This window comes from Pseudomonas sichuanensis (genome assembly GCF_003231305.1).
Taxonomy (GTDB): Bacteria; Pseudomonadota; Gammaproteobacteria; order Pseudomonadales; family Pseudomonadaceae; genus Aquipseudomonas; species Aquipseudomonas sichuanensis.
The window spans coordinates 18,499-40,462 of sequence record NZ_QKVM01000056.1 but is presented as its reverse complement, the minus strand read 5'-3'; the positions used below and the strand labels follow the sequence as shown (position 1 = coordinate 40,462).

15 protein-coding genes and 1 pseudogene are annotated in these 21,964 nt (G+C 62.4%); 7 read left to right on the top strand and 9 right to left on the bottom strand.

From position 1 onward, the window contains the following. Positions 1–2: 2 nt before the first annotated feature. Both lepB and DM373_RS23840 read right to left on the bottom strand, forming a co-directional pair. A complete protein-coding gene (lepB, locus tag DM373_RS23845) occupies positions 3–779 on the bottom strand; it encodes a signal peptidase I (RefSeq protein WP_110995898.1) in 777 nt (258 codons plus the stop codon). A gap of 66 nt (positions 780–845) precedes the next feature. Continuing rightward, the gene (locus DM373_RS23840; protein WP_110995897.1) at positions 846–1,070 is read right to left on the bottom strand and encodes a DUF3820 family protein; all 225 of its coding nucleotides are present in this window, start codon (positions 1,068–1,070) and stop codon (positions 846–848) included. 204 nt (positions 1,071–1,274) lie between these two features. Here DM373_RS23840 and DM373_RS23835 point away from each other — a divergent pair, with 204 nt between their 5' ends. After that, positions 1,275–1,751 (top strand): ferritin-like domain-containing protein, encoded by a 477-nt coding sequence (locus DM373_RS23835; RefSeq protein WP_110995896.1) that lies wholly within the window; start codon positions 1,275–1,277, stop codon positions 1,749–1,751. Here the strand turns inward: DM373_RS23835 and DM373_RS23830 are convergent. Further along, a complete protein-coding gene (locus DM373_RS23830) occupies positions 1,748–3,250 on the bottom strand; it encodes a sensor domain-containing diguanylate cyclase (protein ID WP_110995895.1) in 1,503 nt (500 codons plus the stop codon). The genes DM373_RS23835 and DM373_RS23830 overlap by 4 nt on opposite strands. Positions 3,251–4,191: 941 nt before the next feature. Between DM373_RS23830 and DM373_RS23825 the strand changes: the two genes are divergently transcribed. Both DM373_RS23825 and DM373_RS23820 read left to right on the top strand, forming a co-directional pair. Further along, complete coding sequence (locus DM373_RS23825; protein WP_110995894.1) at positions 4,192–4,431, top strand: hypothetical protein; 240 nt, start codon at positions 4,192–4,194, stop codon at positions 4,429–4,431. Beyond that, a complete protein-coding gene (locus DM373_RS23820) occupies positions 4,428–4,679 on the top strand; it encodes a DUF3077 domain-containing protein (RefSeq protein WP_110995893.1) in 252 nt (83 codons plus the stop codon). The genes DM373_RS23825 and DM373_RS23820 overlap by 4 nt, the downstream gene beginning before the upstream one ends. A gap of 204 nt (positions 4,680–4,883) precedes the next feature. On the opposite strand, the gene DM373_RS23815 is transcribed toward DM373_RS23820, so the two are convergent. Continuing rightward, entirely contained in the window at positions 4,884–6,209 is a 1,326-nt protein-coding gene (locus tag DM373_RS23815) for an OprD family porin (protein ID WP_110995892.1), read from the bottom strand. A 205-nt stretch (positions 6,210–6,414) separates the two neighbouring features. After that, positions 6,415–6,636, bottom strand: a complete 222-nt coding sequence (locus DM373_RS23810) for a hypothetical protein (protein WP_110995891.1) — start codon at positions 6,634–6,636, stop codon at positions 6,415–6,417. Positions 6,637–6,938: 302 nt separating this feature from the next. On the opposite strand from DM373_RS23810, the gene DM373_RS23805 reads away from it, so the two are divergent. Together DM373_RS23805 and DM373_RS23800 are read left to right on the top strand one after the other, a co-directional pair. Continuing rightward, positions 6,939–13,346: an RHS repeat-associated core domain-containing protein gene (locus DM373_RS23805; RefSeq protein ID WP_110995890.1), complete on the top strand. Its 6,408-nt coding sequence runs from the start codon at positions 6,939–6,941 to the stop codon at positions 13,344–13,346. Between the two features lie 144 nt (positions 13,347–13,490). Next, positions 13,491–13,709: a hypothetical protein gene (locus DM373_RS23800; RefSeq protein WP_110995889.1), complete on the top strand. Its 219-nt coding sequence runs from the start codon at positions 13,491–13,493 to the stop codon at positions 13,707–13,709. A gap of 28 nt (positions 13,710–13,737) precedes the next feature. On the opposite strand, the gene DM373_RS23795 is transcribed toward DM373_RS23800, so the two are convergent. The 4 genes and pseudogenes from DM373_RS23795 to DM373_RS23780 all read right to left on the bottom strand — a co-directional run. After that, on the bottom strand, positions 13,738–15,180 hold the full coding sequence (locus DM373_RS23795; protein WP_425272610.1) for a heavy metal sensor histidine kinase: 1,443 nt from the start codon (positions 15,178–15,180) through the stop codon (positions 13,738–13,740). A gap of 153 nt (positions 15,181–15,333) precedes the next feature. Then, positions 15,334–16,005 carry a heavy metal response regulator transcription factor gene (locus DM373_RS23790; protein ID WP_110995887.1) on the bottom strand — a complete coding sequence of 224 codons (672 nt, stop codon included), beginning with the start codon at positions 16,003–16,005 and terminating at the stop codon, positions 15,334–15,336. 9 nt (positions 16,006–16,014) lie between these two features. Continuing rightward, on the bottom strand, positions 16,015–19,113 hold the full coding sequence (locus DM373_RS23785; protein ID WP_110995886.1) for a multidrug efflux RND transporter permease subunit: 3,099 nt from the start codon (positions 19,111–19,113) through the stop codon (positions 16,015–16,017). A gap of 95 nt (positions 19,114–19,208) precedes the next feature. Further along, positions 19,209–20,351 (bottom strand): annotated as a pseudogene (locus DM373_RS23780) (efflux RND transporter periplasmic adaptor subunit); the annotation flags it as partial. A gap of 272 nt (positions 20,352–20,623) precedes the next feature. Here DM373_RS23780 and DM373_RS23775 point away from each other — a divergent pair. Further along, positions 20,624–21,172 (top strand): fimbrial protein, encoded by a 549-nt coding sequence (locus DM373_RS23775; protein ID WP_110995884.1) that lies wholly within the window; start codon positions 20,624–20,626, stop codon positions 21,170–21,172. Between the two features lie 60 nt (positions 21,173–21,232). Further along, positions 21,233–21,961: a fimbrial biogenesis chaperone gene (locus DM373_RS23770; RefSeq protein WP_110995883.1), complete on the top strand. Its 729-nt coding sequence runs from the start codon at positions 21,233–21,235 to the stop codon at positions 21,959–21,961. Positions 21,962–21,964: the final 3 nt, after the last annotated feature.

The window sequence follows — 21,964 nt, the reverse complement described above, 5'->3', positions numbered from 1 at the left end:
GGTTATTCGAAGGTCGTACCGATCCGTTGGCGATTCTTCGCGTACCAGACCCCGTTGACCTTCGCCGTTACATCCGCCACTGCGACCTGGCCGAAGTAACGGCTGTCGGTGCTGTTGTCGCGCCGGTCGCCGAGCAGGTAGACATGGCCGGGTTCAACCACCAGGGGCGCCAGGCTCAGTGAATAAGGGCTGCGCACCATCTCGGCGGGTGCATGAAACAAGCCCAGGTTGCGGCCATTGACCAACAGTTCGCCGGCAACGATCTCCAGCCGGTCGCCGGCTACCCCCGCCACGCGCTTGAACCCTTCCACATTGCCCTGGCGGTACAGCACCACATCCCCCACCTTGAGATCGCCAAGCAAGCGCGAGTCGCTGACGATGTGGTCGCCGATCTGCAGCGCCGGCTCCATCGAGCCCGAAGGGATCTGGTCGAGCCGGTAACCGAACAATGGCCCCCGCAGCACCACCAGCACACCGGCCAGGACCACCACCGCAGCGGCGTAGGCCACCAGGCGTGCCCCGGGTGGTTCGCTGCCCGGGTGGCCGCGCCAGGCGATCCAGGCGGCCAGGCAGGCCGAGCCGAGCTTCAGCGCCAAGGCGACGCACAGGCCGACGATCACCGCCTTGGGCGTGGCGAACAGGCCGATCAGGAAGAAGTCGATGAGGAACAGTGCCAGCAGTATCAGCGCCCAACGCAGGCGGCCTACATAGTAGAGCCCTGAGCCTGCGATCAGCAGGGAAATGACAAACGCCGATGAAGCGGATTGACGCGATTGCATGGAAGGTCATTCGTCCTTGAAAAGAGTTCTTCGAGTTTTCGGCGGGCACAGCGCAGTCTTGAGCGCTCAGCCCTGACGTGTTTTTGCCCGCAGCGGCACCAGCAGGTCGGCCAGGCCGTTGTGGTCGATCTCATGCATCAACGCCAGCAACGCGCCCAGCTCGCCATGGGGGAAACCCTTGCGCGCAAACCACGCCAGGTAGTCGCCCGGCAGGTCGGCGATGATCCGCCCCTGGTACTTGCCAAAAGGCATGGTGCGGGTGACCAGCAGTTGCAGGGATTCAGGTTTCATTGGCGCGGCAGCCTGTGGCGGGTGAAGCGCGGACGATACTGCAATCTGCACGACGACCCAAGCGGCGATCATGCAGAACGCACCGGCGCGGTGGTTTCGAAATAATCATAAGTAACTGATTTTTATAGATTATTTTTAATGGCAAAGCCTGGCATGAAGCCTGCTCCGGTAAAGGTGACTATCACCTGCCAAGGAGTTGTTGCCATGAGTAACCCCAACAAAGACGTCATCGATGTGCTCAACGACCTGATCGAGTACAGCAAGGACGGCGAGAAGGGCTTCAAGACCTCCGCCGAGGATGTGAAGAACCCGCAACTCAAGGCGTTCTTCGTCCAGCGTGCCGGCGAGTGCGCCAATGCCGCGGCCCAGCTGCAAAGCGAAGTCCGTCGCCTGGGCGGCGACCCGGAAACCAGCACCAGCATCAGCGGCGACCTGCACCGTGGCTGGGTCAACCTCAAGTCGATGGTCACCGGCAAGGATGAAGCGGCGGTGCTCAATGAAGTGGAGCGTGGCGAGGATCACGCGCTCAAGGCCTACAAGGATGGCCGTGAGAAGCTGGTGAAACTGGGCCGCACCGCCAGTGACCAGACCTACATGCTGGTGGAAAACCAGTTGCAGGGTGTACAGCGCAACCACGACCAGGTGAAGGCGCTGCGCACCGCAGCCCGCGCCGCTTCTTAAGCCTTGGGGCCCTCTACCCGGTTACGGCCATTGGCCTTGGCCCGGTAGAGCGCTTCGTCCGCGTCACCCAGCAGCCGGGTCAGGTCGTGCTGGGTGCCGGGGATGTGCAGGCCGATGCCGACGCTCACCGTCACCGAGCGCTCGTCCGCTCCGAACGGCGGCATCGACTCGACGCTGGCGCGGATGCGCTCGGCCAGCAGCAGCGCGCCGGCCAGTTCGGTTTCCGGCAGCACCACCTGGAACTCTTCCCCGCCATAACGCGCCGCCAGGTCCGCCGGGCGCCGTATGCACTGCTCGATGGTCTTGGCCACCTCGCGCAGCACATGGTCGCCGCCGGCATGGCCGTGGCGCTGGTTGAACGCCTTGAAGTGATCCACATCCACCATCAGCACCGCCAGTGGCTTGCGGTTGCGCTGGGCGCGTGCCCATTCCAGGCGCAGCACCTGGTCGAGCCGGCGGCGGTTGGCCAGCCCCGTGAGGCTGTCGGTGGCGGCCAGTGTCGCCAGGCCCTGCTCGGCATCGTGGCGCCGGCGCAATTCACGGCCCAGCAGCAATGTGAGCCAGAGGATGCCGATGCACAGCACGCCGGTGGCCACACTGACCACGATCGCCGTGCGCCGCCAGGACTGGAACACCTCGTCGGTGGAGTGCACCACCAGCACGATCAACGGCAGGTCGGCGACCCGGGCGAAGGTGTACATGCGCTGGGTTTCCCGCAGGCTGGACCTGGCCGTGAAGCTGCCGCTGCGCTCGCCGAGGATGCGCTTGAAGTTGGGCCGCTCGCTGAAGCTGGTGCCGATCAGCGGGTCCTGTGGCCGGGAGGGCTGGCGCGCCAGCAGCTGGCCGTCGGTGTTGAGCAGGTTGATGCTGCTGTCGTCGCCGATGTCCAGGCGCTCGAACAGCCGGCTGAAATACGACAGGCGCAGGGCCCCGGCGGCCAGGCCGATGAATTCACCGTTGCTGCCGGAGATCCGCCGGCTGAAGCTGATGCACCAGTCCAGGTTGCCCAGCCGGGCCTTGAACGGTGGGCTGATCAGCAGGCCCAGGCCGGGGTGGTCGCGGTGGCGCTGGAAGGGGATGGTGTCGGCGAAGTTGGCCTGGCGGGGCACCACGCTGGTGGAGTCGCCGACTACATCGCCCTTGGCGTCGAGCCAGAGAATGTCGCCGCGCACCGGTGCCGAAATCGCCTGGCTGAACAGGATCTGCTGGCGCAGGCTGGGCTGGACATTGAGTAATTCGGGGTGCTTAACGGCCCAGATCAGGCCTTTGAGCGATTGGTCGTAGAGTTCGACGTTGCGCAGGATGTCGCTTTCGATCAGCTGCACGATGTTGCCCGAGGAGCGGATGGCCGATTGTTCGACGCTGTCGCGCTCGCGTGCCAGCAGGTAGCTGACGATGCCCACTATGGCGAGCACGGCGAGGCAACTGCCCAGGTTGAGGATCAGTTCGGGGTGCGACTTGTACAGGGCTGAACGCGGTGATCGGGTAACTGACGTCATGCTCGCTACTGCATAAGCCCCTTGATCCATGGGGGATGGGCCATTACGCGGCGGCGGTATTCTAAGGAACGGTGGATTGTCGGACAAGAATTATGGTGTTCCATCCGACGAAATCGTGGCGGGCGGGGCTCTGGTGGTGGATTTGGGATCGCATGAGGGTTGTCGGGTGGCTGGTTGTTGATGGCGTCAGGGCATGCAGGTGCCTGGCTGGTGATGGCATCAGGGCATGAAGGTGCTTGCCGCAGCCCTTGCAGCGCCTATCAGATCGAGCGCCGCCCGCGCGGCGCTTCGCGGGTAAACCCGCTCCCACAGTTTGTTTCGGGCCAGTCTCTCCTGGGCCTTTACCTGGTCCGCCCTGTTGGTACGACGCGGTTTCATTGTGGGCGTTGCCGCCGCCCCGCATGACTCAAGGCATGCACCAAGGCAGGCGCCGGTACTTTCACAGGAATAATTGGCCCGAAACAAACTGTGGGAGCGGGTTTACCCGCGAAGCGCCGCGCGGGCGGCGCTCGATCTCATAGGCGCTGCAAAAACACCGGCAAGCACCTGGTGGCCCTCACCCCATCTTTCGACATGCACCTGGTAGCCATTACCAGATCCCGATCAGCCACCCCACAACGGCGTACGACATTTCCGAATCTGAAACCAAATACTTCAGTCAGGCTGAGCTTGGGACCTATCCTACGCGCCTGCCGGAAGGTTCCAGATATGCCGGGACAATCATCAGGGATAACTTCCCCTGGTCGCCAATTTTGGTGACCGGGCGTGAGAAACCCGAACGATGTTGGTCCCGCACGCTGTTATGGCAGTCGTGCATGGGCAGACTTAGGTCTGGCCGGGTTCCAATGTCCTCGGCTTTCTCACCCCATGTACGGCTGCCACCCTTGTCTCGTGAGAAAGGATGAGCTGGCGGTTTCCTTTATCGATATTGGGAATTGCATATGAAAAAGCTAGTCCCCGATCCCCCCATCCCCTACATCTCCATCATCGACCACCTGACCCACGACGCCGCCATGGCCCACGCCGCCGTGCTGATGTCGACCATGAGCAGAACCCTGGACGCCTACCGCGCGTTCCCCCCTGACGACCGCCCCATGGTCCTGATGGAAAACGTGGCCATCCTCAGCCAGTTGCTGCGCTGCCTGTTCGACCATGCCCGGTCACTGGAGGCAGCGCCATGAGCGACAAACCCGAACCCGCCTTCACCGCAGGCGTCGAGACCTTCCTTGAGTTGTACCGTGTGCAGCCCGATATCCCGTTCAGCCGGGCATTCGATGAGCTGTCGATGTTGCAGGGCTGCATCCTGCACCTGACGACCGAGGCGGAAATGGAGGGGGATTTGCTGGCCGGCAGTGCGGCGCGGATTCTCAGCGCCATGGCCAAGGCGCTGGTCAATGACCTAGAACTCGGCTTGAACAGAAACTGCTGAAACCTTGCATATCCTGTTTCATCGGTATCGCGGCAATAGCACTTACCGTGGGAGCGGGCTTGCCCCGCGAGCACCGGCGAAGCCGGTGCCGTATATCGCGGTGCTGCAATCGCGGGGCAAGCCCGCTCCCACGTTTACCTTCGGTCTGGCGTTTTCAGTGCCGGCGAAACGAGGGCGAAGCCCTCGCCGTGCACCGACGTCAGATCAGAACACGTTCACCGGGTAATCGACGATCACCCGCAGCTCGTCGTTATCCGACTCCGCCGCATAGGCCGCATTGGCCCGGTGGCTGGCATAGCGCAGCAGCACCGACAAATCCTTCAGCTGGCCTTCCTGGAACACGTACTTCAGGTCGAAGTCACGCTCCCAGTGGGTGGCATGCTTGCCGTCTGCGTTGTAGTAGTCGTAGTGCGTGGTGTCCTGGGTGGCCTTGGTCAGGTCCGCCTCGCCGCGCGAATACGACAGCGAGCTGGTCAGCCCCGGCACGCCGACACCGGCGAAGTCATAGTCGTACTGCAGCTTCCACGAGCGCTCGTTGGGCGCGTTGAAGTCCGAGTACATGCGCGAGTTGTCCAGGTAGATGCTGTCACCCAGGTTGATGTAGTCGAACGGCGTGTTGCCGTTGACCCGCTGGTAGGCGGCGGTGACGCTGTGGAACCCGGCGGCCACGGTGAAGTGCACGCTGTAGGTGTTGTTGTCGATCTTGCCCAGCAGCGACTGGCCGGTGTCCTGGGTGTGGTAGTAGTGCACGCCCGGGTTGAGGCTGACCAGGTCGTTGACCTGGTAGGTGTAGTCGAAGTCGGCGTAGTACTGGTTCCAGATGTCCTTCAGCTCGGCGGCGTAGACATTGGCAGTGACGTTTTCGGTGCCGCTCCAGGACGCGCCGGCCCAGTTCAGGTGTTTGCTCTTGTCGCCGTCTTCCAGTGCACCGTAGTAGGTGTCGATGCGGCGATGGCCGCTCTGGTTGTATGGCTTGGTGAAGCTCACCTGGCCACCTTCGAGCATCAGCCCGTCGATGCTGGTGTTGGTCAGGGCGAAACCACGGAAGGTCTGCGGCAGCATGCGCGATTCGCCGCCGGCGATCACCGGGTTGGTCAGGAACAGGTCACCGGCCTTGAACTCGGTGTCGAAGCCCTTGAGCTTGATCGCGCCGCCTGCGGTGGAGAACGAGTGCGGTGCAGCGCCCTGGCTGCCGTCGTCCTTCACGTGGTTGGGCAGGATCGAGGTGCCGGCATGGCCCGCGCCACCGTCGAGCTTGAGGCCGAGAATGCCGTGGGCGTCCAGGCCGAAACCGATCACACCAGGGGTGTAGCCGGACTCGAAGCGCGCCACGGCGCCCTGGCCCCATTCGCGCTTGTCACGCACGTCACGGTTGAGTTCGTTGCGGTTGAAGTAGGCATTGCGAAAATGCAGGTTCAGCGTAGAGCCTTCGATGAAGCCATCAGCCTTGTCTTCATCGGCCTGGGCGGCCAGGGGCATCGTTGCGGTTAACGCAAGGAAAAGCGGGGTAAAACGAAACGCGAAAGACACCGGTACAAACTCCTTTGGTCAAGCGGTGGGGCAGTTTTTTATTGTCGTGTTCTGCAAGTTTCTTATTAGAGACGCAGCAGCCTGGCTGATATTTTCGACACATAAAAAAAGCCGCTGATGAGCAGCGGCTTTGAAAGGCTAACATATCGGCACCGCGGGTGCCCATGAGTAGCCAAGGGAAGATGGGCGGTGCGACGGTGCGTAATCAGCTATCGACATTGGCGTCGCTGGAAACCTTCGAGGCTGTCTGTTCTGCGGAATCGCCGGCGTCAGCCTTGTGCGCCAAGGCTTCGCGGGATTCTTGGTGAACAGCGGCAAGTTCTGCATTGCGGGTGACGAAGGCCTGGGATTCTTCGGCCATGGCCAGTGGCGACAACAACAGGGAAGACAGGACGAAAACGCTGGCAATACCCATACTGTTGGACATTTGAAACTACCTTCTTGCGGGGGCAAGTGTTAATGGAGACAGGGCTAAAGTTAGTCGTTTCCCTAGGCCTGAAACAGCACTCCGTTCGATAAGCACTGTTGCGGAAAATGTAATTGTAGGCGCTTGCATGCGCGGATTTTCGTTCACAACCCACGTTGTAGAGCGCTTAAGGATTGACACGCATCTTCTCGCGCTGCACATGCTCTCGCCCACGCAGCGGACACCTGGCATTTTTGTCAGTTGTGCAATTCACCTGGTCGCCATTCAATGACGACGAGCCGGTAGCACGCGAGGGTTTGGTGATGACGTACAACTGTCACGCCTTCAGGAAATTCTTCAAGAATGGCGATCCCATCACGGTGGACGGCGTCAAAGCTGTTTACGAATACGCAGAGGATGATGTGCTGCGTATCAGTTTTCCAGACAAACGAAGCTTGGCTTACACCGACATCGAGCATGTGCCCGAGCTGGATGCGAAGCTAGCGCAAGAGGCCATGCAACTGGAGGCCATGCTCGAAAGCGGCGCGGTACTGGTCAAACCCGAGGAGTGGGGGAAGCTGTCACCAGCGTCGGGGGCGGTGTGGGTGGAGCTGACTACTGAGACAAACGGCTACTACTCATTTTTTGGCTACGTAACGGTCGTAGGCTACCCCGGTCAGTACGCGAAATTTGTGTTCACTGTCGATAATGCTCTGCAGGATCATCATGCTCAACTCACCCTTGACTATCCGATATTGAAGGGGACTGGCCTATTCAATGGTCTGCATTGGTTTTTCAAATACATCAAGAATGTCTATTTGCTCAGCGGAATCGTCAGTCAGATTGACCCTTATGCGGTTCCTTACCTGATCACCACGCGGTCTGACGGTTACCTTCCCGACATGACCGACTTCACACTGATGCGAGAGGGCAGCGTCGACGATGGGTGGTACAGCACCGTACCGATCAAGGCGGGTCGCGAACTCGCGCGTAATGAAAGGCTCAGTGCGTTTCTGGTCAACCGCTGCGATGGAGAGATCAGTCGGTTTACCTTCACCCCTCAGGCCAGTGAACTAACGGCACAGAATTGGCCTCGGGCATTTGCCAAGTATGTTGCCGAGCAGGGCGCCCCGATCACTGCCGGAGCATGGGACGAGAACAATAACTTCACGACCGAGAGTGGCCCATTACGGCTGTGGAGCCATGCCAAGTACCGGGCTTTCAGCAATGCTCCATTCGATAGCAATCTGGTACAGGCGCTGGCCTGCAATGACAGTTTCCGCTTGGCCGCCTGCGAGCCGACGGTTTTCGGCAAAGGTGAAGAGTCGCCGCTTTGGGTCAGCGCCGGCAAGATCATCTGGGGCGGCCGGGTCAAGCAAGACTACGAGATCGTTCTGGATTATCCCGAGAGCCTGCGCGGTGAAGGCAAATTGATCGTCGGCCATTTCGGCGCCTTTGACGAACACGCATTCTGGAAAGATTCGAAATCGGTCGAGTTCACCCCGTCCGCCGCATTGGCGCCCTACACGCCGAGGAGTCTGCTATGCGAAGACTGGGGGAACACGGATCACTCGGAAATTTTCGATACTTTCGGGCATGACATGACCGGCGTAGATGGCCGCCTGGGCTTGTTCCATGCTCACTACCCGATCGCAACGCTGCAAGGTCTGGGCGCACGGGGGCCATTGTGCGACCTGACCTTGCATTATTCGGCCTTGCGCGGAAACGAGGCGGGGTTGGGGGATGGCTGGGCCTGGCGCTTCTCCAGCCTGGACGTGCGTGACCGTGTGTTGACCCTGGCCAATGGCGGGCAAATCACGTTCACCCCCGAGGAGTGGGAAGACCTTGGCAAGCAAAAACCGTTGAAGAAGAAGCACTGCCTGTTGCGCTGTAACAAGGATTACAGTGAATTCACGATCGAGCTGCCCAATGGCCGTCAGGAAGTCTTGAAAAAGCCTGCCATGGAGGAGGTCAACGAGGTCGAGCCCAATGATGAATTTCGCCGGACAATCCTGAAGCTCCTGCGGGCTATCAAGGAGAAAAGCAAACCGCAGTTTCCCGCCGTGCCTGAGCACTGGACTCAATGGGTGCTGCTAGTGGCTTCACCGGCGGCCTACTACGTCGGTGCGGTGCTCGATTACAACGAGGCCGCCAAGGCATGGGAAACACATGGAACGATCGCGGAGCTGAACGAGCGCATCGCCTACTACGAGCGTCCATTCGTGCAGCTGCTGCCTTCTCGCATCATCTCGCATTATGGTGAGGTGCTCGAACTGACGTGGAAGCGTCAGCTTGGGCAATTCCTGCTCATGCGCATCGAGAGCGAGCAACAACCCTTGTTCACGGCTGAGTACGTCACCCCGGACAAGTCGGCTGCGCAGGTGAGCATGCAGATATGGCCAGCAAGCGATGAACGCTTCGAGGTCAATTTGCAATTGAATGACTGGCTGCTACGGACCCTTGAGTGGACTCAAGCAGGTGCGCGCCTTCAGCAGGTCAAATGTGGCTATGAAGACGATCCGGTTCTAGACCGGGTGCTGTGTCGGTTAGAGGAGTTGGATGGTTCGGTCGAGTACGTGCGCTACACCCCGGGTGTACGCCCAGAACCCAAAGACACCAATAAGTGGCCCTCGTGGCCCAAGGTCGAGCTCCATGCCTTGATTCCTGGCGGTGGGCAAGAGAACCACGTGGCCACCTACCAATACTCGGGGGAGTTGCGTGACAGCTCTGATCAGTTGTACATCATTGCCGGCCGGCGAGGTCCCTATGGCAAGCGACGGCATCATTTACAGGTGTTCGGTGAGGACGGCAGACACAGGCGAGAAATACTGGCAGGTGAGGCATCCGCCGAGGACCAGTGGCTGGAGTTAAAGGCCCAGAACAAGAATACGACGCATAATATTCGATATACGGGGTATGGGAATGACCTGATCGAGGTGATCGAGTCGATCAAGTTGGTCATCAGGAAGGGAAAGCCTGCATTGGCTTGCAAACACTCCGTCAAGCATCAGCAGGCAATCGTAGAGATGCTCTGGCAATTCAGCCGCAATCAACGTGAGGTGTTGGTCAACGCTATTCAGGCCTGCTTGCAAGTCGTCCCGGTCGCACAGCGCCAGCCCCATGGCAAGGCGGTCGATATGCAGATCACGACGACGGACGATGACGGACTGCCCGTGAAAGTGATCATCGAGGGCCAGCATACGCTTTACCGTGGCTACTATGGTCGCGCGGGTGGCGCGAATCATATCGAGGCCGATCTGTTGTACATAGTTGACAGCCTGCCGGAACTACAGGAACTACAGGAACTACCGCTACTGGACTGCCCGGCAGTACCTGAGTACGCGATGCTACCTGTGATGTACGAGTATGAATGTGACGATTTCGGTCATCCACTTGGTCTGAAACTCTTCGGCTACCGCACGGTAGCGCATGCAGGCAGACCGTACCTTGAATTGGCCGAAGAGCGAGTCATTCAGGGGAGGCGCCTGCAGATGGAGGCCGGCGAGCTCTTCATCCCTACGGACGAACCGGAGCAAATCGGCCTTGCCTCGGTGCTGTGTCGTCGACATTTGCATTATTCGTCGACGGTGACGCATAAGGCGACGCCGAGCGATGCGAGCAAGGTCAAGGTATGGACCGTCAAGAATACACAGATGACGCTTCAGGGGCCTGATGTCTTCTGGGAGGAAACCACCAAGACGTTCGAGGACAACCCAAATGCCCCGTACATCCTGGAGCGTATTACCTCGCAAACCCAGGCCGGCACGCAGCAGGTCAGTGTCCGTCACTTCTCACGCCATAGCGCGAACTGGCTTACTCAAACGGATTCTGAGATCGAGATGACAAGGCAGTACGACGCTCTTGGGCGGGTCGTGGACGACGCTCGGTATCGCCTGGAGCCTGGCAGAAAAAGCAGGGCAGAAAACCAGCGAGCAGTGATACATATCACCACTGCATATTCCGCGGATAACAAGTTGGAGACTCACACCCATGCCAACGGTGCTCAACGCCGCAATCACCTGGACGGTGTTCAGCGGGTTTGGCGCAGTGAATGGCAGCCCGCTGGGGCCATTGATTATGTGCCACTGGATGAGTACTGCAGGGACGGGCTCGATGAGTCGCAGTCGGTAGGGTGTTGGGAGTGGGACTATCTGCCGGGGGGCCAGGCAGTGATCGAGATGGCACAGGTACAGCCCAAGGACGGGCGAGAACCGTGGCTGACAGCGTTGGGAGCCGTTGTCGAGGAGCAATCGAGCACAAACCCAACTCCACCGGACGTCGATTCAAGTGAGTGGGACGTTGATGTCGCGCTAACGTGCAGTGGTGGAGATGATGAAGAGGAAATGCTCAGGTTTCTTACTTGTCTTGTGCAACTAAGGGATACCCTGCCCGACAAGACGTGCCTGCAGACGCACATCGATGCCGACTGCGTCCGTTGGCGCGCGGGCGACAGCGCCATGGCCAGTCTTGCACGCAAGAATGGCGGAGCCACTGTGGTCTGCGAGGATGGAGCGGACGGTACCTGGAGGCACCGCTTCATCCAGAGCGACCTGCCAGGGCGCATCGAGGGCACAGAGACCACGCCTCGTGGAAAGGTGCCGACGCATGACTGGCAGACCTTGTGTGGCGCCACCGTGGCTTCGCTGCGTGCCGATGGGCGTTGGCAGCGAGTTTTCGTCGACGACCAGGGGCGGTTGCTGCGTACATGCAAGGATCATGAGGATGTGCTGTACCGTTACGATGCCTTGGGCAGGCTGAAGTCGCGCCTCGTCCATGCAATGAAGGCCGGTGAGCAATGGCAGGTACTCAGTGAACACAATGGTCTCGGCCAGGAGATCGTGCGGACTTTCCTGCACAATGGCGCGATACGCTTCAGTCAACGCATGACCTGGCGCGGTGATGGCCGGCTGATCAGCAAAGCGAACTACCAGGACGGTCAGCTCAAGAGCACCGAGCGCTTCGTTTACGATGTACTTGATCGTCTTAAGGGCTACACCTGCGATAGCGACGATGCTGCCTACTGCCCGACCAATGCCAGCGGCGATGCCGTGAAGGCGCAAGCGTTCATCTGGGACGCCTTGGACAACATTGTCACCAATGTGACTACGCGCTTTGATGGCACCCAGCACACGCAGGATTTCAGCTACGACGCGAATGCAGACCCCACGCGCATGACCTCGGTGCAGCACGGCTCGCAGTCTCGGGTTTTGAGCTGGAGCGATAATGGCTACTTGGTCGATGATGGACAGGGCCACGCATTCAGCTATACCGGTACCGGCCAGGTGAGCAGGGTGAACGATGCTGAAGGCCAACTGTTATCGCGCTATCAGTACGACGGTCATCAGCGCTTGGTCGCGCAATACGTCGAACAGGACGAAAGCATTCGCGAGCTGCGATATGACGGTGATGAGCTGATTGGCGAAATCTGGTTCGACAAGACGTGTGCCGTCACGCGTCGTACGAGCATCTCGGCAGGCCTGGCGGAGTACGAAGGCGACCAGGTGCGCTGGTTGATCGACGATCCACAGGTTGGCATTGCAGGGCAGGTCAGGGACGGTGGGCTCACGTTGGCCCCGCGATTGCCGTTTGGCGAGGGCGCGTTGCTGGAGGGCGTGGTCAGCGGATACAACGGCATGCGTCGTGACCCAGTGACAGGGCAGTATCCTGCAGGCAACGGGTACCGTAGTTACGATCCCGGCATAGGCCGCTATGCCCAGCCTGACTGGCTGGCCCCGTTTGGGGACGGTGGCCACAATCCTTATCAGCACTGTCCGGACCCGGTCAACCTGCATGACCCTAGCGGTGCGATCATGCTCAGCCGATGGGGGCAGGACCGTCAATTGCGGGAGCGCGAGGAGCAATTGCGGGGGACCAGGAACGTGGGGCTGGGGGGCAAGTGGCGAGGGCTGGCCTTGTCATTCGTGCTGACGGTACTAGGAGTGGGGGCGACGGTGTTTTCGGGGGGGGCAGCCTCGATGATGCTCTTCGCCTTTTTGACCACCATGGCTGCAACGTCCTTTGGACTGGAAGTGGCCGCGGCGTTGACCGCAGAGACCAATCCGGAGTTGTCCAAGGCGCTGGGGATTGCGTCAATGGCAACCGGCGTGTTGTCCACGCTGGGCTTCCAGGGGGTGATGAAAGCCAGTCTCAAGCTGTTGAACGCTACCAAAAATTTGGTGCAACGCACTGTCCGGTGGGGGGGGAACGGGTTGAAGGCCGTCGGGCGGGGCTTCAAGCGACTGAAGTCCGCCAAACTCGGCGTTACGCGCCAATCAGTGTGGCTGAGTATGCGAGAGGGTGCATCCAGGGCGATAGCAGCCGTCAAGTCCGCGCCTGGAAAGCTCCTGTGTAAGGTGGACGACTATATCAAGGCACCGGCCGCTCGGCTTGAGCCTATGCCCACTTACGGAAGGCATGGTGTGTTCGGCAGGTTGAAAAGCCTTTGGGATGGACCGGATCCCCTCAAGCTCACGGGTAGATCGGCCGCCTTTTACAAGTGGGCGAACCAATCGCGCTTCGTTTCCACACTCAGTGAAAACATGGCGTTGGCGATCGAAGCGAACATCCTGCGCGGGACGATCGAGTCGTCGACTGCACTGGCGTGGGGTAATCAAACCTCGACAATCAGTGCAAGGGCAAGAGGCTCTTATCTTTCTGATCTCAACATCAAGGAAGTAGCACGTGCTGTTGGCCAGTTCGAAATTCGCAGCACAATGGAGCTCAGTATTTGACTCGCACGCGTGGTGCAGGACCTGATAGAAATGCCAGTGGCGCCTGTTTGATGAATTTAATAGGCTTAAATAGAGGCTGTTCCGAATACTGAGTTGTCAAGGCATTCGGAGCGCTCGGAGCAACTCAATATTTAGGTGATCAATATGGCCGAGCAGAGTGGGAAAGTTAAATCAATGAACACGGACTTGCAGTTCGGTTGGATTGAATTCGATCCTGAGTCGGAGGAAGAGGATGACCAGCTGTATTTCGAATTAATAGCCAATTCGGGAATTGCCGTAGGCTCAGAGGTAACCTTCACCAAGGTACCCGACCCAAACAAACCGGGCAAATTCAAGGCCACGGCTGTTAACGCCAAGAAATAGCAGATCGTTTTTTTAGCGAAAGAGGCGTTCAGACCTGCTCGCCTCTTTTCTTTTTGCTGGCGTCTTGTGCGGTGTACTCCGGTCCCGCATTCGGTAGGCGGATTCCAAAGCAATTCCCTGCCTTATCGCTGTGCACGAAGACCTCACCTCCGTGCATCAAGGCGATGGCCTTGACAATCGCCAGCCCCAGGCCGTGGTTGTTGCCACCGCTGTTGGCGCGAGCGGCATCCACCCGGTAAAAGCGCTCGAACAGCAGCGGCAGGTGTTCCTCGGCGATGCTCGGCCCCGGGTTGCTCACCGCGATGCTGACCTGTTGCTCATCGGCCTCGATGCGTACCTCGATCACCTGGTGAGGCGCGGTGTGCTGCACGGCGTTGTTCAGCAGGTTGATCAGCGCCCGGCGCAGCTGGGCTTTCTCGATGCGGGCCTCGGCGTCGCCACTGACGCTGACGCTGACCTGCGCGTCCTCGAGGATGTAGTCCAGGTAGTCGAGGGTGGTGGCGACCTCTTCGGCCAGCGAGGCGCGGGTCAATGCGGTGGCCTTGCTGCCCTGGTCGGCGCTAGCCAGGAACAGCATGTCGTTGATGATGCTGCGCAGGCGCTCCAGCTCTTCGAGGTTGGACTGCAGCACCTCGAAGTAGTGCTCGGCGCTGCGCCCACGGGTCAGCGCCACCTGGGTCTGGCCGATCAGGTTGGTCAGCGGCGAGCGCAGTTCGTGGGCGACGTCGGCGTTGAACGCCTCGAGCTGGGTATAGGCCTGGCTGACCCGGTCCAGCGCTGCGTTGAAGGCGCCGGCGAAGCGGGCCAGTTCCGGTGGCAGGGCTTCGGTTGGCAGGCGCCCGTCCAGGCGCGGCGGGGCGAGCCTCTGGGCTTGGTCAGAGAGCGTCAGCAAGGGTTTCAAACCGATGCGCGCCACCCAGTAGCTGAGCAGCGAAGCCAGCACCACGCCGAATGCCGCCAGGCCGACGATGGCCACCAGCAGGCTGTGTTGGGCCTGCCAGAACGTCTCGGTGTTGATGCCGATCAGAAAACGCAGCGGCGGGCGTTCGCCCAGTGCCGGCAGCTCGCTGACCAGCACCTTGTAAGGGTAGGGGCTGTCCGCCAGGCGCAGCTCGTGCATGCCCGGCGGGCCTTCGGCGAAGGCGCGGATCAGTTCGGTGGGTTGGCCGTATTCGTAGTTCGGGTTGCTGCCGACCGCCCAGAAGCGGATGCGCTTGTCCTCTTCGCCGAGCAGGTTGAGCTTGTTGTGGATCTTGGCCCAGTGCTCGGGCGTGCCGTAGCGGTTGAGGGCGGACTCCAGCACGCTGAAGCGGGCGTCCAGCTCGGCGGCGGGCAACAGGTCGAGGCTGCGGTCGACTTGGCGGTACAGGGCGCTGCCGATCAGCACGAACACGCCCAGGGCGACCAGGGTGAACAGGGCGCAGAGGCGCAGGGCGATGGAGTTGCCGGGTTTGGCACGCATGAGCTTCATGGGCATCTCCCCCACGGGGCTGCTTTGCGGTCTTCGTGGGAGCGGGCTTGCCCCGCGAATACCGGGCAAGCCGGTGCCATCCACCTCGGTAGCCGGATCGCGGGGCAAGCCCGCTCCCACGTGCCGCGCCAAGTGAACGGAGCACTGTCGCGATCAACCACGGTTTTCCAGGACATAGCCCATGCCTCGGATGGTATGCAGCAGCTTGTTGTCAAAGGGCCCGTCGAGCTTGGCGCGCAGGCGCTTGATCGCCACCTCCACCACATTGGCGTCACTGTCGAAATTGATGTCCCACACAAGCTCCGCAATGGCCGTCTTGGACAGGATCTCGCCCTGGCGCCGGGCCAGCACACTGAGCAGCGAGAACTCCTTGGCGGTCAGCTCCAGGCGCTGGCCTGCGCGGGTGGCCTTGCGCGCCATCAGGTCGATCCACAGGTCGGCCACCTGCACCTGCAGCGGTTCGTGGCTGCTGCTGCGCCGGGTCAGGGCTTGCAGGCGGGCGACCAGTTCCAGGAACGAGAACGGCTTGCCCAGGTAATCGTCGGCGCCTTCGCGCAGGCCATGGATACGGTCCTCGACCCGTTCGCGGGCGGTGAGCATGATCACCGGCGTCTGCTTGCGTGCCCGCAACGCGCGCAGCACGCCGTAGCCGTCCAGGCCCGGCAGCATCACGTCGAGCACGATCACCGCATAGTCGCCTTCCAGGGCCAGGTGCAGGCCGTCGATGCCGTCGCGCGCCAGGTCCACGGTAAAGCCCTGCTCGGTCAGGCCGCGGTGCAGGTAGTCGGCGGTTTTTTCTTCGTCTTCGATGATCAGTACGCGCATGGTCTTGTCTCAGCGGGCGGTCGGCGCGGCGGCGGTGGCGGTGGCGGCCTGGCGGCGATGGAACAGGCGCTCCAGGGCCAAGTATATGACCGGGGTGGAGAACAGCGTCAGCGCCTGGCTCACCAGCAGCCCGCCCACCACCGCGATGCCCAGTGGCTGGCGCAGCTCGGCGCCGGCGCCGAAGCCGAACATCAGCGGCACCGCGCCGAGCAGCGCGGCCAGGGTGGTCATGATGATCGGGCGAAAACGCACCAGGCACGCCTGGCGGATCGCCTGTTCGGGCGTCATGCCGTGGTGGCGCTGGGCCTCGAGGGCGAAGTCGATCAGCAGGATGCCGTTCTTCTTGACGATGCCGATCAGCAGCACCACGCCGATCAGCCCCATGATGCTGAAGTCCTGCCCGGTGCCCCACAGCAGGATGATCGCCCCCAGGCCCGCCGAGGGCAGGGTGGAGATGATGGTCAGCGGGTGCACGAAGCTCTCGTAGAGCACGCCGAGGATGATGTACACCGCCACCAGCGCGGCGAGGATCAGGTACGGCTGGCTCGACAGCGAGCTCTGGAATGCCTGGGCCGCGCCCTGGAAGTTGCCGGCGATCGAGTCGGGCATGCCCAGCTCGCGCTGGGTGCGCTCGAGGATCTGCACCGCATCGCCCAGGGCCACGCCGGGGGCCAGGTTGAACGACAGGTTGGCGGCGGGGAACAGGCCGTCGTGGCTGATCGACAGCGGCCCGGTGCTGGGCGGTGCCACGTGGGCCAGTGCCGACAGCGGCACCATCTCGCCCGACAGCGGCGAGCGCAGGTAGAAGTAGTTGAGGCTTTCGGCCTTGCCGCGCTGGCGGGCGTCCAGCTCGAGGATCACCTTGTACTGGTTGGTCTCGGTCTGGAACTCGCTGATCTGGCGCTGGCCGAAGGCGTCGTACAGCGCCTGGTCGACATCGGTGGTGGTCAGGCCGAAGCGCGCCGCGGCCTGGCGGTCGATGTCGATGCGGGTGACGCTGGCGCCCAGTTGCAGGTCGTTGGACAGGTCACGCAGCGCCGGGTTTTCCCGCAGCCGCTCGGTCAGGCGCTGGGTCCACAGGTTCAGCGCCACGCCGTCGTTGCTCTTGAGCACGTACTGGTACTGGGTGCGCGAAGGGCCGGAGCTGAGGTTGATGTCCTGGCCTGCGCGCATGTACAGGACGATGCCGGGCACCTGGGCCAGCTTGGGCCGCAGGCGGTCGATGAATTCGCTGGCCGAGACATCGCGTTCGCCGCGGGGCTTGAGCGAGATCCAGAAGCGGCCGTTGGCGATGGTCTGGTTGCTGCCGGTCACCCCCACCGAATGGGAGAACGCGCGCACCGCCGGGTCGTCGCCGATGATCTTGGCCAGGGCCAGGTGTTTTTCGATCATGGCGGGGTATGACACGTCCGCCGCCGCCTCGGTGGTGCCGAGGATGAAGCCGGTGTCCTGCAGCGGGAAGAAGCCCTTGGGGATGCCGACATAGCCGACCACCGCCAGGGCGAGAGTGATGCCGAAGATGCCGAGGGTGAGGCGTTGGTGCGCCAGGGCACGGTCCAGGCCTTTCTCGTACCAGCCCAGCAGGCGCTGGCCGAAACCGCCGTGCTGCTCCTGTGGTGGCTTGCGCATGAACAGCGCGCACAGCGTCGGCGCCAGGGTCAGCGACACCACCACCGAAATCAGGATGGTCGCCGTGGCGGTCAGGGCGAACTCCTTGAACAGCCGCCCGACCACGCCGCCCATGAACAGCAGCGGGATGAACGCGGCAATCAGCGAGAAGCTTATCGACACCACGGTGAAGCCGATTTCGCCGGCGCCCTTGAGCGCGGCGGTGCGGCTGTCGTCGCCGGCCTCCAGGTGGCGGTGGATGTTCTCCACCACCACGATGGCGTCGTCGACCACGAAGCCCACGGCGATGACGATGGCCACCAGGGTCAGGTTGTTGAGGCTGAAGCCGAACACGTACATCAATGCGCAGCTGGCGATCAGCGACACGCCCAGCACGCTGGACACCACCATGGTTGCCGACCACTGGCGCAGGAACAGCGCCATCACCCCGATCACTAGGGCCACCGCGATCATCAAGGTCAGCTCCACCTCGTGCAGCGAGGCGCGGATGGTCTGGGTGCGGTCCTGCAGCACCGACACCTCCACCGAGGCCGGCAGCATTCCCTGCAGGCGCGGCAGGGCATCGAGCACCCGGTCCACGGTGTCGACGATGTTCGCCCCGGGCTGACGGAAGATCACCAGGTTGAGCCCCGGCTGGTCGCCCGACCACGCCTTGACGTAGGCGTTCTCGGCGCCGTTGATCACCTTGGCCACGTCGGCAAGATGCACGGGGGCGCCGTTGCGGTAGCTGACGATCAACCGCGCATAGTCCTCGGGGTGGAACAGCTGGTCGTTGGCAGCGATGGTCGACACGCTGTGCTCGCCATACAGCGCGCCCTTGGCCAGGTTCAGGCTGGTCTGCTGGATGGCCAGGCGGATATCGGCGAGGGTCAGGCCGATGGCGGCGAGCTTCTCGGGCTGGGCCTGCACGCGGATGGCCGGGCGCAACTGGCCGGTGATGTTGATCAGGCCGACCCCGTCGATCTGGCTGAGCTGGCGCGCCAGCAGGGTTTCGGCGTAGTCGCTGAGCTCGTTGCCGGGCATCTGCACCGAGCTGACGGTGAGGATCAGCACCGGGCTGTCGGCCGGGTTGACCTTGCGCCAGGTCGGCGGGCTGGGCATGTCCTGGGGCAGGCGCGCGGTGGCGGTGTTGATCGCCGCCTGGACTTCCTGGGCGGCGGTGTCGATGTTCTTGTCGAGGGTGAACTGCAAGGTCAGGTTGGTCGAACCCAGGGCGCTGCTGCTGGTCATCTGGGTCATGCCGGGGATGGCGCTGAACTGCACCTCCAGGGGCGTGGCCACCGAGGACGCCATGGTCTCGGGGCTGGCGCCGGGCAGCTGGGCGGTGACCTGGATGGTCGGGAAGTCGGCTTCGGGCAGCGGCGCCACCGGCAGGCGCGGGAAGGCGATGGCGCCCAGCAGCACCAGGGCGAAGGTCAGCAGCAGGGTAGCGATGGGGTGGTCGATGCACCAGGCCGACACGCCGTTGCGGGTGTTCATGGCTGGGGCTCCGGGTTGTTTGCGCTGACGCTATCGCGGGGCAAGCCCGCTCCCACGTCTTGCTGCTGTGGGAGCGGGCTTGCCCCGCGATTGCCATCGGCCAGGCGCTGCGGCTCTGCGCACTGTCCGCTGGTTTCAACCCGGCTGCCGGGCTTAAGCCGCGACTGGCCATCGAGCACCAGGCAATCCCCAGGCTTCACACCTTCAACGACGTTCAGCGTGCTGTCCTGATACAGCACTTTCACCGGCACGGCGGCGACCTTGTCGCCATCGAGGCGGTAAACGAAGTGCCCGTCGATGCTGCGTTGCACCACCGGTGGCGGCACCACCAGGGCGTTCTCGTCCACTGCCGTGAGCAGGCGCACGGTCACCAGTTGCCCGGGCCACAGGTGGCCGTCCTTGTTGTCGAACTCGGCCTTGACCCGCACCGTGCCGGTGTTGGCCGATACCTGGTTGTCGATCAGCGCCAGGTGGCCCTTGCCCAGCAGGCTGCGCTCGCCGTCGGCATCCATGAACGCCTCCACTTCCGCGGGCGTGGGGGCTTCGAGCAGTTTGTGCAGGGTCGGCAGGTTTTGCTGGGGCAGGGCGAACTCCACGGCGATCGGGTCGATCTGGGTGACGCTGAACAGGCCTTGAGTGTCGCTGGTGCGCACCAGGTTGCCCGGGTCGACGTTGCGGATGCCCACGCGGCCGCTTACCGGTGAGCGGATCTGCGTATAGCTGAGTTGCACGGCGGCGTTGTCGATGGCCGCCTGGTCGCCGGTGATGGTTGCCTGCAACTGGTTCACCAGTGCCTGCTGCTGGTCGAGGGTCTGCTTCGACACGCCGTCGTCGCTGCTCAGCAACTGGTAGCGCTTGAGGTTGACCCGCGCCACCTGCAGTTGCGCCTGGGTCTGGCCAAGCTGGGCACGGGCCTGGTCGAGGCTGGCGCGGATCGCCCGGTCATCGAGGGTGGCCAGCAGGTCGCCCTGCTTCACCCATTGCCCTTCCTTCACCAGCACCTGGGTCAGCACGCCTTCGACCTGCGGGCGCACCTCGACGCTGTGCAGCGACAGCACCGAGCCGATGGCGCCGAGGTAGCGCGGCACATCCTGCTGGGCCACGCCGACCACCCGCACCGGGATGGCGGCAGCCGGCTTGTGCGCGGTGTCTGCGGCCGGGCGCAGCCACCAGGCGGTGGCGCCGAGGGCGGCGACGAGCAGCAGGATCAGGGCTTTGCGGGGCAGGGGTCGGGTCATGTGGCGGTGGCCGGAAAGGGGAAGGGGACAGTGTCTTATAGCGCGCCGATCGGGTCGCCAGGGTGACCGCTGGCTGTCAGCGCTGTCAGTATTGCAAGCGTTAGGAAATTTCGCTGTTTGCTTGGGAAAACGTCCTCTTCAGCTTGCTCCGTTTCGCCATGGCCCGACTTGTCGGCCACGGCATGATGCCCCTCGCACTCGGCTGCCACCCACGGTTGCCGTTGCACGAATCATCAAGGCGCTACGTGCGCAGCATCATAAAGGGAGCATCCATGAAAAAGGTAACCTTGAGCGGCCTGGTCGCCGCAGTGGCATTGGTGGGCGCGAGCCAGTTCGCACAAGCTGCCGATGGCGAGATCAGCTTTGAAGGCACCATCGTCAACAGCACCTGCGCCATCGAAGTGGGCAACGGCACCGGCGGCGCCAAGGGCGTGGTCAAGCTCGGCGACGAAGTGCCGGTGAGCAGCCTGGCCAAGGCCGGCGACGTGGCCGGCGGTGGCTCGTTCACCCTGCAGGTGGACGCCAGCGACCCAGGTTGCGATATCACCGGCAAAGCCGCCACCGTGACCTTCCTGCCGATCACCGGCTCCGCTGGCGCCTCGGGCCAATGGCTGGCGCTGGAGCCGGTGGCCGGTGCCGCCAGCAACGTGGCCGTGCAACTGCGCGATTTCAGCGGTACCGAACTGCCGGTGTCCGAGCCGTCGGCCGAGTACGCCAACCTCAGCCAACCCCTGCGCTTCACCGCCAACTACATCGCCACTGGCGCGGCCACCCCTGGCCCGGCCAACGCCAAGGCGCAGTTCACCGTGAACATCCAGTAAACCGGGCTGCAGCCGCGCCCTGTGCAGGGCGTGGCTCACCTTGAAACCAAGGGGGCTGTGATGTTCCGCACTCATTCGCACAGGTGGCTGGCCGGCGCGTTGCTGCTGGCACTGCTGCCTACGGCGCAGGCTGGAGTGACCCTGAGCGGCACGCGCATCATCTTCGATGCCAGCAAGCGCGATGCATCGATCACCGCCGGCAACGGCACCGATAAACCCTACGCCGTGCAGGCCTGGGTCAACACCGAAGAAGACGACCACGCCATCAGCGCGCCGTTCATTGCCACACCGCCGCTGTTCCGGCTGGATGCGATGAAGGAGCAGATGGTGCGTATCGTGCCGACCGCGCACAACCTGCCGACCGATCGCGAGTCGGTGTTCTACTTCAACGCCCAGGAAATCCCCGCCGCCAGCAACGACGACGGCAACACCCTGAAGATCGCCCTGCGCACGCGGATCAAGCTGTTCTACCGGCCCAAAGGGTTGCAGGGCAGCCTGCTCGAGGCCCTGCCACGGCTGGAGTGGGCGATCCGCCAGGAGGCCGGCGAAGCGCGCCTGCAGGTGTACAACCCAACGCCGTTCCACGTCTCGTTCATCCATATCAAGGTGGCCGACGGCGGGCGCGACAGCGAAATCGACAAGCCGGTGATGGTGGCGCCGTTCTCCACCCGCCAGTACGCCATCGCCCCGCGCCTGGGCTGGACGCCGAACAGCGTCGAGTTCTCGGTGATCAACGACTTCGGCGGCTACACCAAGCCCGAACGGGTCAGCCTTACCGCTGCGCGCTGACTG

Coding starts and splice junctions, on each gene's coding strand:
- lepB (WP_110995898.1), bottom strand. CDS start 779: ATGCAATCGCGTCAATCCGCTTCATCGGCGTTTGTCATTTCCCTGCTG.
- DM373_RS23840 (WP_110995897.1), bottom strand. CDS start 1,070: ATGAAACCTGAATCCCTGCAACTGCTGGTCACCCGCACCATGCCTTTT.
- DM373_RS23835 (WP_110995896.1), top strand. CDS start 1,275: ATGAGTAACCCCAACAAAGACGTCATCGATGTGCTCAACGACCTGATC.
- DM373_RS23830 (WP_110995895.1), bottom strand. CDS start 3,250: ATGACGTCAGTTACCCGATCACCGCGTTCAGCCCTGTACAAGTCGCAC.
- DM373_RS23825 (WP_110995894.1), top strand. CDS start 4,192: ATGAAAAAGCTAGTCCCCGATCCCCCCATCCCCTACATCTCCATCATC.
- DM373_RS23820 (WP_110995893.1), top strand. CDS start 4,428: ATGAGCGACAAACCCGAACCCGCCTTCACCGCAGGCGTCGAGACCTTC.
- DM373_RS23810 (WP_110995891.1), bottom strand. CDS start 6,636: ATGTCCAACAGTATGGGTATTGCCAGCGTTTTCGTCCTGTCTTCCCTG.
- DM373_RS23805 (WP_110995890.1), top strand. CDS start 6,939: ATGACGTACAACTGTCACGCCTTCAGGAAATTCTTCAAGAATGGCGAT.
- DM373_RS23800 (WP_110995889.1), top strand. CDS start 13,491: ATGGCCGAGCAGAGTGGGAAAGTTAAATCAATGAACACGGACTTGCAG.
- DM373_RS23795 (WP_425272610.1), bottom strand. CDS start 15,180: ATGAAGCTCATGCGTGCCAAACCCGGCAACTCCATCGCCCTGCGCCTC.
- DM373_RS23790 (WP_110995887.1), bottom strand. CDS start 16,005: ATGCGCGTACTGATCATCGAAGACGAAGAAAAAACCGCCGACTACCTG.
- DM373_RS23785 (WP_110995886.1), bottom strand. CDS start 19,113: ATGAACACCCGCAACGGCGTGTCGGCCTGGTGCATCGACCACCCCATC.
- DM373_RS23775 (WP_110995884.1), top strand. CDS start 20,624: ATGAAAAAGGTAACCTTGAGCGGCCTGGTCGCCGCAGTGGCATTGGTG.
- DM373_RS23770 (WP_110995883.1), top strand. CDS start 21,233: ATGTTCCGCACTCATTCGCACAGGTGGCTGGCCGGCGCGTTGCTGCTG.